Annotated in this window: 12 protein-coding genes; 9 read left to right on the forward strand and 3 right to left on the reverse strand. The window is 39.0% G+C overall.

Going from position 1 to position 14,542, the window contains the following annotated elements; all coding sequences use genetic code 11:
- Nucleotides 1–10: 10 nt before the first annotated feature.
- Nucleotides 11–1,090 carry an OST-HTH/LOTUS domain-containing protein gene (locus tag CYAN7822_RS07490; RefSeq protein WP_013321634.1) on the forward strand — a complete coding sequence of 360 codons (1,080 nt, stop codon included), beginning with the start codon at nucleotides 11–13 and terminating at the stop codon, nucleotides 1,088–1,090.
- Between the two features lie 14 nt (nucleotides 1,091–1,104).
- Here CYAN7822_RS07490 and CYAN7822_RS07495 read toward each other — a convergent pair whose 3' ends face one another.
- Nucleotides 1,105–1,674 carry a Uma2 family endonuclease gene (locus tag CYAN7822_RS07495; RefSeq protein ID WP_013321635.1) on the reverse strand — a complete coding sequence of 190 codons (570 nt, stop codon included), beginning with the start codon at nucleotides 1,672–1,674 and terminating at the stop codon, nucleotides 1,105–1,107.
- 172 nt (nucleotides 1,675–1,846) lie between these two features.
- On the opposite strand from CYAN7822_RS07495, the gene pbpC reads away from it, so the two are divergent.
- Both pbpC and CYAN7822_RS07505 read left to right on the forward strand, forming a co-directional pair.
- Entirely contained in the window at nucleotides 1,847–4,186 is a 2,340-nt protein-coding gene (pbpC, locus tag CYAN7822_RS07500) for a penicillin-binding protein 1C (protein ID WP_013321636.1), read from the forward strand.
- 164 nt (nucleotides 4,187–4,350) lie between these two features.
- Nucleotides 4,351–5,127, forward strand: a complete 777-nt coding sequence (locus CYAN7822_RS07505; protein WP_013321637.1) for a PEP-CTERM sorting domain-containing protein — start codon at nucleotides 4,351–4,353, stop codon at nucleotides 5,125–5,127.
- Between the two features lie 9 nt (nucleotides 5,128–5,136).
- Here the strand turns inward: CYAN7822_RS07505 and CYAN7822_RS07510 are convergent, their stop codons facing one another.
- A complete protein-coding gene (locus tag CYAN7822_RS07510; RefSeq protein ID WP_013321638.1) occupies nucleotides 5,137–6,645 on the reverse strand; it encodes a DEAD/DEAH box helicase in 1,509 nt (502 codons plus the stop codon).
- A gap of 105 nt (nucleotides 6,646–6,750) precedes the next feature.
- On the opposite strand from CYAN7822_RS07510, the gene nblD reads away from it, so the two are divergent.
- The 6 genes from nblD (at nucleotide 6,751) to CYAN7822_RS07535 (ending at nucleotide 12,181) form a co-directional block, all read left to right on the forward strand.
- On the forward strand, nucleotides 6,751–6,957 hold the full coding sequence (nblD, locus tag CYAN7822_RS35580) for an NblD family protein (RefSeq protein ID WP_013321639.1): 207 nt from the start codon (nucleotides 6,751–6,753) through the stop codon (nucleotides 6,955–6,957).
- 885 nt (nucleotides 6,958–7,842) lie between these two features.
- Complete coding sequence (locus CYAN7822_RS07515) at nucleotides 7,843–9,051, forward strand: SGNH/GDSL hydrolase family protein (RefSeq protein WP_013321641.1); 1,209 nt, start codon at nucleotides 7,843–7,845, stop codon at nucleotides 9,049–9,051.
- A gap of 366 nt (nucleotides 9,052–9,417) precedes the next feature.
- The gene (gene folK, locus CYAN7822_RS07520) at nucleotides 9,418–9,900 is read left to right on the forward strand and encodes a 2-amino-4-hydroxy-6-hydroxymethyldihydropteridine diphosphokinase (RefSeq protein WP_013321642.1); all 483 of its coding nucleotides are present in this window, start codon (nucleotides 9,418–9,420) and stop codon (nucleotides 9,898–9,900) included.
- A gap of 9 nt (nucleotides 9,901–9,909) precedes the next feature.
- Nucleotides 9,910–10,461, forward strand: coding sequence for an NUDIX hydrolase (locus tag CYAN7822_RS07525; RefSeq protein WP_013321643.1), 552 nt, complete (start codon nucleotides 9,910–9,912; stop codon nucleotides 10,459–10,461).
- A 23-nt stretch (nucleotides 10,462–10,484) separates the two neighbouring features.
- Nucleotides 10,485–10,718 carry a Uma2 family endonuclease gene (locus CYAN7822_RS07530; RefSeq protein WP_049802510.1) on the forward strand — a complete coding sequence of 78 codons (234 nt, stop codon included), beginning with the start codon at nucleotides 10,485–10,487 and terminating at the stop codon, nucleotides 10,716–10,718.
- Between the two features lie 32 nt (nucleotides 10,719–10,750).
- Nucleotides 10,751–12,181, forward strand: coding sequence for an FAD-binding domain-containing protein (locus CYAN7822_RS07535; protein WP_013321644.1), 1,431 nt, complete (start codon nucleotides 10,751–10,753; stop codon nucleotides 12,179–12,181).
- A 96-nt stretch (nucleotides 12,182–12,277) separates the two neighbouring features.
- Here CYAN7822_RS07535 and CYAN7822_RS07540 read toward each other — a convergent pair whose 3' ends face one another.
- A complete protein-coding gene (locus tag CYAN7822_RS07540; protein WP_013321645.1) occupies nucleotides 12,278–14,245 on the reverse strand; it encodes an FG-GAP-like repeat-containing protein in 1,968 nt (655 codons plus the stop codon).
- Between the last annotated feature and the right edge of the window lie 297 nt (nucleotides 14,246–14,542).

Here is a 14,542-nt window from a genome sequence, read left to right on the forward strand (position 1 = left end):
TTAAATTATTATGACTTCTAACCCTACCCTTGAAGAAATTAAAACTTTAATTGATCAACTTCCGATTACAGAACAAAGCCTCCTTTTAGAAGACCTCAAACAACGAGTAACTTTATCTATAAAACCACCAGCAGAAATAAGCTTTCAAGAGCGGAAAGAAGAAGAAAATAAGCTTTTAAAGAAGCAGAAAAAATACTTCTTATTACTGGGAATTAGTATATATGAAGGTCAACAAATTGAAATTATTCTAAAACATTTAAGTAGATTTACCCCTCGCACTCCTGATGAATTTATTTTTCCTATTCCTAAAGAAGATTTTTTTGCCAGAGAAAAAAGTTTAGAAAAAAAAACTCTAGGGTTTATTTTTAATAAATTTAAAAACTGGGGAATGACTTTAAATGAAGATGCCCAATTTATGATTGATAAATTTATTGAGGAAAGAAATCAGGTTGTGCATCATATTTTCAAAGTCCCTGGCTTTCATCTTTATACAGAGGAAGGTATAGATACAGGAATAAAATTTTTAGAACAGTATAGAGAAACTATAGAATGTATTAATGAGCTTTTCGCTCCTATTTTATACTCTGTCTATATCATGCTTTATCAAAATGTTAAAGTTATAGAAGAGGAAGACTTTGAAAAGATTCAAAAAAAGATAGATTACCTTTACTCGCTTTTGGATGACTCTTTAAAAAAAGATAATGGTTTATTAAAAATAAGTTATCATGAGATGAACCAAAATTTTGATAAATATCTTGACAATTTACTACTAGAAAATTTTGAAACACATAAAATAGATAAATCTAATCTACAGCAAGAAAAACAAAAATCATGGCAAAAAACTAAAATAATTGAAGCAGTACGAGATGTTTCCAAAGAAATAGCCGATCAAGATGGATGGGTATCTTTGTCGGCTTGTTGTCAAGAGATTAGAAAAAAATACCCTGAAATAAAGCCTGAAAAATACGGATTTAATAAATTTCTTGAAATTATAGAAAGCTCAAATCTGTTTGAAATTAAAAAAAATAACCATAAAAATAAGAAAATCTACACAGTTTATTTTCGTTTTTTAGGAAAAAACATCATCTAATTTTCTTGATAAGCTTACTCTTTAAATAACCCTTCAACAGAACAACTAAACTGGGGTAATAGAGGACTGGTTAAAATATCGGTTTTAAACAAGGTTGCGACTAATTTTAAGATAGCCTTTTCCCGACGATAAATTTCTATTTTTTGTAGGTGACGATCAACAATCCAATATTCTTGAACCCCCTGAACTGAATAAAGCTTTAATTTCAACTGTCTATCTCGTTTTTCTTGCTTTTCTCCTGGGGATAAAACTTCTACAATCAATTCTGGCGCACCGATTAAATGTCCTGCTTCGTCCATAATTTCTGCTAGACGTTCACGGCTTGCCCAAATGAGATCAGGAATAACATTATCATCCTCAGAAAAAATAATTCCCGGTGCAAAAGCCGTTATTCCTAAATCAGTTTGATTTGACCAAATTTCTAACTGAGTCGCAATTCTCACACAAACTTGTTGATGTCTTAGGTGAGGCGCTCTTGTCACAAATAACTCTCCATCAATGATTTCATAACGTTTATCATCATCGGGAAATAATTCTAGATCGGCAGTTGTCCAGCGAATGGGCGAGGGTTCGGTTATTAGCATCAGTTTTACCTCCCTAGTGTTTTTATCTTATCTTAAATCTGTCCATGCCGGCAAAGGACATCTATCCTAAAGGTTCATCCGGGTGTTTCTCTTTCGATTTTAGAGATTATTGACTTAATTAGAGAAGAAATTTGTTAATCTGTAAGTTAACTACCCAGAATTAAAGCATCCTATGAAAAAGATTGGGTATGAGTTTATTTATCAACACCTCTGGCAACGACGCAGCAACAAAACGCGGCTAGGTTTAATCATCCTCTTATCCCTTTTTATCGGTCGCTTACTGCCCTATTTTGCCCCCATTCACCCTCAAGATATCCAACAAGAAGACCAAGCCGCCCAATTTAGCGACCGCAACGGTTTACCCCTCGGCACACTCCTCACGCGGGACCAAGACCATACCGTAGCTGTGAGTCTAAAAGCGGTTTCTCCTACCTTTATTCAAGCGATTTTAGCCACCGAAGATGGGGACTTCTATCATCATGGGGCCTTAGACTTAAAAGCAACCGCCCGTGCTATCGTACAAGCCATTAAAGCAAAACGGGTTGTCAGTGGTGCCTCGACGATTACCATGCAACTCGCCCGTATGTTAGAACCCGCTCCCCGTACTTTGACAGCAAAAGGCGCAGAAATCTGGCTTTCTTGGCGCATCAGTGCAGGAATGAACAAAGATGAAATATTAGCCGCCTATATCAACCGTTTACCGATGGGGAGCAATATTTATGGTGTAGAAGCCGCTTCTCGGGTGTATTTTGGCATTCCCGCAGCCGAATTAACCCTCGCCCAAGCCAGTCTCCTAGCGGCTATTCCCAACGATCCCTCTAGACTGAACCCTTACGAAAACTGGCAACCCCTCAAACGTCGACAGCGCTACGTCCTCAATCGTATGGTGCAAGAGGGTTATATTACCGACGCGCAACGAGATCGCGCCCTAGATGAAGCCATCAGCTTACAACCTCGCCAACAGGGAATTATAGCGGCTCCTCATTTCCTGTTTTGGGTAGCCAGTCAATTACCTAAACAACATCCTCCCCAAATTCAAACCACCCTAGATCGCCCTTTACAGCAGTTTGTAGAAACCCAAGTAAGGGAAGTGGTTCGCACCCTCGCCCCTCATAACGTTCAGCAAGCCGCCGCCATCGTCATTGATAATCATAGCGGAGAAATTTTAGCTTATGTGGGTTCGCTGGATTACTTTAATTCAGCGCAATTTGGGCGCAATGATGGCGTACAGGCATTACGTCAACCGGGATCGACCTTAAAACCTTTTCTCTATCAATTAGCCTTAGAAAAGCGGCTCATTCGCCCGAATACCGTCTTAGCCGATGTTCCCACTCATTATGCTATTCCGGGAGCCAAACTCTACAGCCCTAGTGATTATAGCGAAACCTTCTACGGTCCGGCTCGGGTTCGTATTGCTTTGGCCAATTCTCTCAACGTTCCGGCAGTGCGGGTTTTAGAAAAAGTGGGAGTATCGGTTTTTTTAGAACGCTTGCATCAACTCGGTTTTACTCATCTTAACCAGTCTCCCGAATATTATGGTTTAGGATTGACCCTCGGGAGTGGGGAAGTGAGTCTTCTAGAACTCGCCCATGCTTATCGAATTTTGGCACAACAAGGACAACTCAGAAAAGAGGTGGCCTGCAATGTCTGTACAAAAGTCAGTGCTTCGTCGGCTTTTCCCTCTTCTCCTACATGGTCCCTCATTACCGATATATTAAGTGATCGCTATGCCCGTGCAAAGGCTTTTGGGGTAGATTCTGTCCTCAATTTACCCTTTCCGGCAGCCGTAAAAACCGGAACCTCTTCCCATTTTCGCGATACTTGGACGGTAGGGTTTACCACTGACTATACAGTCGCCACATGGGTAGGGAATTTTAATGGGGAACCGATGCGACAAGTATCAGGCGTTATGGGAGCCGCTCCCCTCTGGAATCGGATTATGCTTCATTTGCATGAAAATCATCCGCCTGCGCCTTTCCCATCACCCCGAGGAATGGTAAAACGTCCTGTATGCGCTTTATCGGGATTAAAACCCGGTGCGGCTTGTCCCTTTATAGTACAAGAATACTTTTTACCAGCCGATCTGGCGGATTATGAGACTCATCCGGATAGGTTTTATCAGCTTGTCAGAGGGGGAAATTCACCTGCATACCGTCTCAATTTACCCCCTGAATATGATGAGTGGTTGGCAAAACAGCAAGATAATAGCACTTATGAGTCTGCGTCTTTACGCATTCTTTTTCCTCGTCAGGGTGATATATTCTTGAGCAACGGGGAAAATCAACGTTTAGCTTTTAAAGTGGGCGGCAGTTTCGATAAAGCTATAGAATGGCGTTTAAATGGGCAAAAATTAGGGGTAGGAACCGCTTCAAGTTTTTTCTGGCCGGTTCATCCTGGACAATGGACTCTAGAAGTTAGAAGTGGAGAGAGTGTTAAAAGAGTCAGTTTTGAGGTTCGTTTGGCGAGGATGCGTTCTTATCCGAGGGGGTTTTCTGTGGCTAAAGAGCGTTAAAGAAGTGATCGGTTAGTACATTAATTGTTTGAATAAAGTCAATTCACTTCTTTTTGAATTTCTAGCCGCTTCTGCCTAAAAATAATTGATTGATTTAGCTGTTTAAAGGTTTTATTTTAATAGGGTAAAACAGTTTGAGTTAATTAGCAATAAGTATTTTGTAAATGAAATTTAGAGCATCTATTTTTGGGATTATTCCTATAGCTGTGCTTTTATTGAATGGAACCTGTACAGCTTCACAGGCGGCTAGTCTTGTAAAATTTAGCATTCTTTATAATACAGAATTCAAATTTCCTTTGCTGGATGAGGATTTACAGCCGGCTTCTGTAGAAATTTCATCTTTAGTAGACAATTTACCTACTCAATTTCGGGAAGCTTTACCAGAAAATTTACCGCCAGTGCTAAGTTCACCGCAAATTTTAGATGTAAGTGTTACAGGTAGTAGTGTTGCTTTAGAGCCGCTATATGGATTGACTAATTTTACTAGCAAAACTTATGGCTTGCCTTTACCGCCACAGATAGACCCAGAAACGGGAAATGCTAAGCGCCAAGTATCTATTTTTAGGTCGAATCCGGCTGACTTAAATCTTAATTTGCCTACGCCAGAATATTCAGATGTTTATTTTGGGGGTGATACTAAGAATAAACTGTTTGGTTTTGCCAATGATCAAGCTATTTTTGATTATGTTCAAGGCACAGTTAGCGGCGGTGGTATCATTACGATTGTTGGGGGTGAAGGGATCTTTAAAAATGCTACTGGAAGAATTGAATTTATTCAGCAAGATCGATTAGGCCCTCCTAATGAACCGGTTAAAGGTCAAGCTAGACTTGATTTCTCTATAGAAGTTCCTCAAGCTGTTCCTGAGCCGAGAACTCAAGTAATGCTAATCGGTTTAGGGATTATGGGAGTGGCTCGATTTCTCAAGTCCCGTCTACATTAAATTGTGCTTCTAAGTGATAGAATCATCGTCGGTTTTCCAAGGGACTGAAGACTCAGCCGCACGAGGAATTTTCTTAGGTTTGTTGACCTCAGAAAAGGAAATTAATTCTAATTGTTGATGTTTGGGTTCCTCTTTCGGTTCGGGTTTGTCTTCTCCCCCTCGTCTCCGTTGTGATGTTCGTTCTTCACTGGTATCCTCGGCCACCACTTCATACAAAATCGCTAATTTATCAGGTTGTTTTCCTTTGCGTAATACTCGTCCTAGTCGTTGTACATATTCTCTTGCTGAACCGGTTCCCGATAAAATAATGGCTACTCTAGCGTCAGGAACATCTACTCCTTCATTAAGAACATGAGAGGTTACTAAGGTTTTATATTGGCCTTCTCGAAACAGGTTTAAAATTTCATGCCGTTCTTTAACCGGAGTTTGATGGGTAATGGCAGGAATGAGAAATTCCTGAGAAATACGGTAAACGGTAGCATTATCATTGGTAAAAATTAATAGAGATTCCGGATAATGTTGAGCAATTAACTCCGCTAAAACTCGTAATTTGCCATCAGTTCCCGAGGCAATTTCTTTAGCTTCTCGGTGCGCTAACATGGCTCGTCTTCCGGCTACTGAACGGGCACTTGCTTGTACAAATAATTGCCAACCTTCTAAACTTGAGAGAGAAATATTGGACTCTTTAAGAAAATTATTGCGAGTTTTAATAGCTTTTTCATAAGTCTCTCGTTCTTTGGGAGATAATTTTACTTTAATTTGTACAACTTTATGATCGGCTAAGGCTTGTCCGGATAAATCTTGAGGGGTTTTCCGATAAATCACCGGGCCGATGAGGGTATCTAATTCTCGATGAGTACCGTCGGTTCTTTCTGGGGTTGCTGTTAGTCCTAAACGATAAGGCGCTATGGCATCTTCGGCAATGCGACGAAAAAAGTCTGTGGGTAAATGATGACATTCATCAAAAATGATCAAAGCATAACGATTGCCCAATGTTTCTGAATGAATAGCGGCACTATTATAAGTAGCGATTAAAATCGGACTACGGTCTTTAGAGCCTCCTCCTAATAATCCCACTTCTAGGTCTGGAAAAGCCGCTTCCATTTGAGCGTACCATTGATGCAGTAAATCTAGAGTAGGAACGATAATTAGAGTAGTACGCGGTGTGGCTTGCATAGCCAGTTGGGCTAAATAGGTTTTTCCGGATGCTGTGGGAAGAACCACTACCCCTTTTCGGCCGGCTTTTTTCCAAGCTAATAATGCTTCCTGTTGATGCGGATAGGGTTCCATCTCTACACTGGGAGATAAGTCTAAAGATATAAATTCTTTCGCATCGTCAATAAATTCTATCTTGGCGGCTTGTAAAGTTTCTACTAACGGACGATAGTAAATCCCAGGAATGCGAAACTTTTCTACTCGATCATCCCAAGTGGCAAAATCTAACCATTCTTTTCCTTTTGGAGGAGGATGTAATATTAAAGTTCCTTTATGATATTTAAGGGTGGGAACGCGAACCATGAGGAAAATCTTAGTAAATGCTTAATAACTTGTAACAATTGTGACTTTTTTTCTAGTCTAAACCGACTATCTTGTACCAAATCGTTATCATTCAAAAAACTACCTATGTCCAATCCCAACATTCAAGTTTGTCCAGTGTGTGGTGTAAAAATAGAAAACGGTGATAAAGTGATTTTTTCAGTGGGGCAGCCAGGAACGAGAGCTAGACTATATGCTAGGGTTTGTAACTACGTCCAAAAGCCAGAATGTATTAATCAAGATGAATCCGCAATTGGTGTTATTACTACCAACGATTACTATAGACCAATTTAGCCACTATTGGTAAAACATTTATAAAGAGCTAGTAGGGATGGGGTAACCCCGCCCCTAATTTCTTGTTGTCTAGCTACTGACTTATTGTTTAATGGCACTGTAAGTTGAGACGCATTTAAATTTTATATTGTCTTTTAGCTTTTGCTTTCTGCCTTCTGTCTTGCCCTAACCTAAAATTAGGAACTCTGACCGCTTGTCTAATCGTCTATTCAATATTTTTATTTTAAAAGTGGCTTTGCACTATAGTTTACGCTATAGTTTTCATTTTACTTTATTTGGTTATCGTTATTATTAAATTTATATAAAGCTAGATGATCGTTATTATGAAATTTATGTAAAGAAACTTGAGCAACATTTTTATGACTAGCCATCAGATCACTGAGAATAAAGAATTCAATGCTATTAATACTATATAGAAATTGATGAAAATAAGGTTTGCTAAACGATCAAGCAAAGCTATTGACAATGAGTTTTTGTTCAGCTATATTAATTAATGAATTCTAATAGAATTAAAAGTTAACTCGTTCCGTATCCAGTGATTTAAATCACTACTAAATGGTGATATATGTCACAGGGCATTGAATCTCCAGATGGAACAATAAAAACCTAAGTACCTAACCTATAAATTGTGCTGCCAAGTTTAAATGACTTGTTAAATAACTGGACATCCATAGTTTTTACTCGTTAACAAAGGTTTTATCCCTGAAACGATTTCTAGTTCCCTTGCCAAGCAGTTATCTTTAATAAGTGCCTAATTACTGATAAAGAGCCAGAGTTTTGAAAAGCTAAAGCTTGACTAATTAAAGTTGATTTTTTTGCTAAAAAAATTTTGGCAAGCTCTCAATTCCCTTCAACAGTTGACAACTAACAGGAAAAAGCCACATTATGCTTGATGTAAACATTAATCAAATTATTAGTCTTGGTGATAGTCTTAGCGATAATGGAAACATAATTAATATAACTCAAGGATTACTACCAAATACTCCTTTTTTTGCGCCAGGGCGGTTTTGTAACGGAAGTAATTGGCTAGATTATGTGGCCAATGAGCTAGGTTTAGAGGTTACTCCGATTACCTCTTTTAATCCTACTCTGGCTAACAATTTGCCTAGCATTAACTTTGCTGAGGGGGGTGCTACTTCCGGATGTGACAATATAGGTTCACGAGACGGATATCCGCCCCTACCCGGTTTACAACAACAAGTAGATCAACTCACCGGTTTATTCGCGGCTCAAGTAATTAATCCTAATGCTAATGCCTTGTATTCTTTATGGGTTGGGGCCAACGACTATTTAGCTTATCTCGAAAAGGTCAGCCTAAATCCTACTGATCCTACGCTACTGACTCCTGCCGGGCAGGTACAACAGACAGTGGGAAATATATCAAACACTCTCTCAACTCTAGTTAATCAATTCGATGCTCAGAATATTCTGGTATTTAATTTACCTGATTTGAGCCAAACTCCTTTAGGTCACAGCTTTGGCGCTAATGGGGCAGCCGCTTTAGAAAACCTAACTTTAGCGCATAATCAGGCACTCAATGATCAAATTTATAATTTCAGTTTGGCTTTTCCGGACCGGCATTTTCTGTCTGTGGACGTTTATTCATTATTTAGTAATATCTCAGATAATCCAGCCGATTTCGGCTTTTGTAATGTAACTGATGCCGCCACGAATACTAATATCTATGATCGTCAATTTGCCTACAATCCCCAAAACCTGGTTATTAATAGTGACTCGGACAATTATTTATTCTGGGATAGTGCCCATCCAACCACTAAGGGGCATCAAGCTCTAGCTCAGTATGTGGTTGATATTTTATCATCAATTTATGGCATCGATTCACCACTTATTGGTAACCTTAATGCCTCTAGTGGTAATTTGCTTGTGTCTAACTCTCCACAGTCCGGACCCCAATCGATTAACTCAGAAGACTTATCCCTTTCTCAAAGCTCTGTGAACAGTGGTCCGATTGTATTAAATCTTGATGAAACAGGAAAACTCAGTGTTGTATCTTCTCAACCCCTTGAGCAATCAGCCAGCGAAATCAATTCTAGCACTTTTGAATTACCTGTTTTGGAATTAACTGCCGCTTAATTGTGTTTTAATCTTTAGTTGCTCCCTGGCCAGTGACGGGAGTAGCTCATTCTAGTCTGTACTCCAGTTTTCATCAGTTGAGGCTTTAGCTCAACTTTATAAAGTCTTTAAATTGCACTAAAGTCTCATCAGTGCAGAATTTAACTCTTTAATTATTAAGTAGCGCCAAAAATTTTTCGTTGGATCTTTACAAAATCTTTGCATAATTTGCTATGCTAATAATTAATTCGGGTTCAGTGAGCCGCTGCAACTCGAATCCGTCTCCAGATTTGTTGCTCGCCCCTTGAGGGGGCGATAATTTTTTGATTATAGTAGATCGCAGGTGGCCAAGACCATCGTGATTATACCGGAAACCATAACAAAACAATGACTCAAGCTGCGATCGCTCTGGGAAGTAATTTGGGTGAGTCCCTCTCCATACTAGAAAACGCTCTCCTAAAACTGACACAAATTCCCAAAATTCAAATAGTATCTCGTTCAAGTTGGTATAAAACGGCTGCGGTAGGCCCTCCACAACCTGATTATTTAAACGGATGCGTCATTATTAATCTAGAATTGACTCCTGACGATTTAATCAATAGGCTTTTAGACATTGAACAACAGTTTGGTCGGGTGCGTCGGGAAAAATGGGGGCCAAGAACTCTAGATTTAGATCTATTGTGGTATGACGATCTGATTATCAATACTCCGAGCTTACAAATCCCTCATCCCAGAATGAAGGAAAGAGCCTTTGTTTTGATACCATTAGCAGAGATTGCTCCTGATTGGATCGATCCTCTAAGCGGTAAAGCAATCACAGATTTACTTGCCGCCGTCGATCGTTCAGGGATTGAACTGATTCATCATTAATAAGTATTTATGTCACTTGGACAAGAACCCCCAGAATTGATTGAAAATCGCCTTTTTTATCGTGGTCGCAAGTTTAATTTTGAAGTCAGTAAACTTCGCTTACCGATGGGCGTTGAAGGATATTGGGAAGTCATCCGTCACCCCGGTGGCGCATTAGCGGTTCCGATCACTCCAGAAGGTAAATTAGTATTAGTGCGTCAGTATCGTTTTGCCCTCAAAGGAAGATTGTTAGAGTTTCCGGCTGGTACAATAGAACCAAACGAAGACCCCGCCGAAACCATTAAACGAGAGTTGGAAGAAGAAACCGGATATCGCGCTAACAGGTGGCAAACTCTAGGCAAATTTCCTCTAGCACCGGGTTATTCTGATGAGTTTATTTATGCTTTCTTGGCGCAAGATTTAGAAAAGTTAGAACAACCCCCCCAACAAGATGATGATGAAGATATTGAAGTAGTGTTAATGTCTTTTAAAGAGTTTGAGGCCGCCATCATGGCAGGAGAACCCATTGATGCGAAAACCATTACTAGCTTTTTTATGGCTCGTTTATTATTATCTGAATAATTAAATTATGACATTAACGTTTGTTGGTAGAGGTAGCTGATACAACCGTCAGAGTTGATCGCAAGAAAGCTTTAACCTATGCAGGGGCTAATATTCCTGAATATTGGATATTAGATATTAATCAGCAACAGGTTTATCAGTTCTGTCAACCTCAAGACAATAAATACCAACAAGAAAGGATTTTATCAGGAGATATTGTGGTTTCTCTTGTTAGTTTTCCTGAAATAGAAGTGCCAATATCTCGCTTATTTCCTTGAGGTATAATAGACTTAATTTAGTTGGTGATTAAATGTCTGATTTAATTCTGTTTTGGCATCGTCGAGATTTACGCATTAGCGACAATATAGGACTGAGTGCGGCTCGACAAAAAAGTCCTAAAATAGTGGGAATTTTTTGCTTAGACCCGAATATTTTAAATAAAGATGATGTAGCACCAGCAAGAGTCACTTATTTAATCGGTTGCTTACAGGAATTACAGCAACAGTATCAACAAGCCGGCAGCCAGTTATTAATCCTCCGAGGTGAACCGAGTCAAGCTATTCCTCGATTAGCCGCAACCCTTAAAGCTAGTGCAGTTTTTTGGAATTTAGATGTAGAACCCTATGCAAAAAATAGAGATGAACAGGTTATTAATGTTTTACAAGAAAAGGGAATTGCTAGAGAAAACTTTTGGGATCAATTACTTCATGCTCCCGGACAACTTGTAACTCAGTCGAAGGATTATTATAAAGTTTTTACGCCTTTTTGGAGAAACTGGAGTAAGCTAAAAAAACAATCTCCTTTGCAAAAGTTAGAAGGTCTTAAAGGGTTAACCGAAGAGGAACTAACCTTAACTATAAATGCAGGAGTTATTGATTTACCAACGGCAAAAAAACTCGGTTATGCCTGGGAAAATCCTCTATTATTAGACCCCGGTGAAACGGCAGCAAAAAAAAGATTAGAGGAATTTTGTTCGAGTGCGATTAATGAGTATCAAGAACAAAGAAATTTTCCGGCTGTAGATGGAACATCTCGACTGAGTGCGGCTTTAAAATTTGGTGCGATCGGGATTCGTACTGTTTGGAAAGCTACTCTGGAAGTGTATGAAAATAGCCGAAGTGATGAAGCAAGAAAGAGTATTGAAACTTGGCAACAGGAATTAGCTTGGCGGGAATTTTATCAACATTGTATGTACTTTTTTCCTGAGTTAGCAGAGGGGTCTTATCGAAAAGATTTTCGCTCATTTCCTTGGCAAAATAATGAGGATTATTTTCAAGCTTGGTGTGAGGGAAAAACGGGTTATCCGATAGTAGATGCTGCTATGCGGCAATTAAATGAAACCGCTTGGATGCACAACCGTTGCCGCATGATTGTGGCGAGTTTTTTAACCAAGGATTTAATTATTAATTGGCAGTGGGGAGAAAAATATTTTATGCAAAAGTTATATGATGGGGACTTATCTGCTAATAATGGGGGTTGGCAATGGAGCGCTTCTAGTGGGATGGACCCTAAACCATTGCGAATTTTTAATCCTGCGAGTCAGGCGCAAAAGTTTGATCCAGAAGGAGAATATATTCGTCAGTGGTTGCCAGAATTGCGTTCGGTGGATACAGAGTTTTTAATAAGCGGTAAAATTCCCAGTTTGGAACGTTATCAATGTGGTTATCCTGAGCCTATTGTGGATCATAAAAAACGTCAGGCAGAGTTTAAATTGCTTTTTCAAGAGGTGAGGGGAAAATAGTTAACAGTTAACAGTTAACAATTATTTTACAATCGTGCTATAGCCAAAATTATTTTGAAACTAGGCAAGGTAAGCAATTTTTGCCCTACAAATTAATTAGCGGTTACGCCATTTCCAATAAGCTTGTAAGGGACTTATCGAATTAGCTTGATTGTAATTATGCCCCTTATGTACTTCTAGATGAGTATGGGGGTACATCCAATAGCCTTGGTAAGAAGCTCCATCAAAAACTGTACCAATTATGCTTCCAGCTTCAACACGCTTACCAACTATTCCGTTAGTATAATTTTTCAGATGACCATAAATCCAAAGATTACCATCATCACCTTTAATACCTATGAAGTAGTTGCCAGAAATATTTTGAATTAGAGTAGCTGTACCACCAATTACAGTTTTTACCGTATTACCGGCCGTTGAACCCATATCAATACCATAGTGGATACCATCGTAATTAGTGGTATCCTTGTATCCAGCAGTCATAACTTTATAAGAGCCAAAAATACCATTCGAGAGATCAGAGTAAATCTGCTTTACGGATGCAAGACTTTCACCATTTTGAAGATTGCCATCAAAGAATAAATTATCACGACTTTGATAATTCCAATCATTATCGGTTAATGATGAAAGTTCACGATAGTAACCCGATTCTCCTACAACACTCCAGCTATTATCGGCAAAACCAATCCGGTGAGGTGAGGTAGCTTTTCCTTGCGAGTTGAGCAACCAACCATCAATATTTCCATCAGGAGCACGTAATACTAAATCGTCACGTCCGTCACCATTAAGATCACCAATGCCCACAACACTCCAGCTATTATCGGCAAAACCAATCCGGTGAGGTGAGGTAGCTTTTCCTTGCGAGTTGAGCAACCAACCATCAATATTTCCATCAGGAGCACGTAATACTAAATCGTCACGTCCGTCACCATTAAGATCACCAATGCCCACAACACTCCAGCTATTATCGGCAAAACCAATCCGGTGAGGTGAGGTAGCTTTTCCTTGTGAGTTGAGCAACCAACCATCAATATTTCCATCAGGAGCACGTAATACTAAATCGTCACGTCCGTCACCATTAAGATCACCAATGCCCACAACACTCCAGCTATTATCGGCAAAACCAATCCGGTGAGGTGAGGTAGCTTTTCCTTGTGAGTTGAGCAACCAACCATCAATATTTCCATCAGGAGCACGTAATACTAAATCGTCACGTCCGTCACCATTAAGATCACCAATGCCCACAACACTCCAGCTATTATCGGCAAAACCAATCCGGTGAGGTGAGGTAGCTTTTCCTTGTGAATTGAGCAACCAACCATCAATATTTCCATCAGGAGCACGTAATACTAAATCGTCACGTCTATCTCCGTTTAAATCAGAACTTTGAGATTTTTCTATTAAAATATTTTGCCCACCTACTGTAATAACTCCCGAATCATCCTCAAGCTTTAATAAAGCTAACTTCTCATCAGGTAAAAGCTTCCCTTGTACTAAATGAGAGAATATATCCCCCTCATCACCTGCCGCATCAAAACGATTAATTTGTGAATCTATATAATGTCCAATTTCTTCTGTTAATACCCCGGCTATTTCCTCAATATTGTGAGTCTTAACAAACTGATCCGATAAGAAAATCGTTTGAACTGAATTAGCATAAGCTCCATTAGCATTGCCTAAAATATCAGAACTGATAATTTCCACTTTAGGTAATTGACTAAAATCTCCTTGGGCTAGACTTTGGCGAATTGACTCAGCAATTTCTTGATTGTAATTTTCCCCAAAAGCTAAACCAAATTGATCATAAAACTCAGGCTGTGTGGCGAATCTTGTCAGTTGATCTTCGACTAAACAACCAGCTTCTTCTACTGGGTAAATAAGACTAATGTCTGTTAGTGAATTAATATTTAAATCACTAAAATTATCAACTAAGCCTAAAGCAGGAGTTTTTGAATTACCCAAAAAAGGATTTAAAGATGTTAAAGAAGGGTGTACAGGCTCATTCGTGTTGAGACCCGAAATAGAATCTATGGAATCAGCTTGCAAATCTGCGAGAACCTCAAACATTCAACCTCCTTAATTTATTTAATTAAACTTAAAATTTAGTAATAAAAATATAGACTAATACTTATCTAGTGTATGTGATATTAATCACTATAAAAGAGTGAGATTTATCACCTAATTTTTAGTAAAAAATTAATTTTATGTGTAAGTAATTTTGCTGAATTTTTCATCAATTCTTTGTAAAAAAAATAGTTTTTCACTTACCGACTGAGGACAGACATCCCCTAGCCTCATAATCATGGCTTCCTTACATTTTTCTGGTGCATAGTGGCCATATTCGGTTAAGGTATAAACAATCAA

The sequence above is a fragment of the Gloeothece verrucosa PCC 7822 genome, assembly GCF_000147335.1.
In the GTDB taxonomy this organism is placed as follows: domain Bacteria; phylum Cyanobacteriota; class Cyanobacteriia; order Cyanobacteriales; family Microcystaceae; genus Gloeothece; species Gloeothece verrucosa.

Bases quoted from the DNA above. Each gene is read 5' to 3' on its own strand.
- CYAN7822_RS07490 (WP_013321634.1), top strand. From the start codon at position 11: ATGACTTCTAACCCTACCCTTGAAGAAATTAAAACTTTAATTGATCAA.
- CYAN7822_RS07495 (WP_013321635.1), bottom strand. From the start codon at position 1,674: ATGCTAATAACCGAACCCTCGCCCATTCGCTGGACAACTGCCGATCTA.
- pbpC (WP_013321636.1), top strand. From the start codon at position 1,847: ATGAAAAAGATTGGGTATGAGTTTATTTATCAACACCTCTGGCAACGA.
- CYAN7822_RS07505 (WP_013321637.1), top strand. From the start codon at position 4,351: ATGAAATTTAGAGCATCTATTTTTGGGATTATTCCTATAGCTGTGCTT.
- CYAN7822_RS07510 (WP_013321638.1), bottom strand. From the start codon at position 6,645: ATGGTTCGCGTTCCCACCCTTAAATATCATAAAGGAACTTTAATATTA.
- nblD (WP_013321639.1), top strand. From the start codon at position 6,751: ATGTCCAATCCCAACATTCAAGTTTGTCCAGTGTGTGGTGTAAAAATA.
- CYAN7822_RS07515 (WP_013321641.1), top strand. From the start codon at position 7,843: ATGCTTGATGTAAACATTAATCAAATTATTAGTCTTGGTGATAGTCTT.
- folK (WP_013321642.1), top strand. From the start codon at position 9,418: ATGACTCAAGCTGCGATCGCTCTGGGAAGTAATTTGGGTGAGTCCCTC.
- CYAN7822_RS07525 (WP_013321643.1), top strand. From the start codon at position 9,910: ATGTCACTTGGACAAGAACCCCCAGAATTGATTGAAAATCGCCTTTTT.
- CYAN7822_RS07535 (WP_013321644.1), top strand. From the start codon at position 10,751: ATGTCTGATTTAATTCTGTTTTGGCATCGTCGAGATTTACGCATTAGC.
- CYAN7822_RS07540 (WP_013321645.1), bottom strand. From the start codon at position 14,245: ATGTTTGAGGTTCTCGCAGATTTGCAAGCTGATTCCATAGATTCTATT.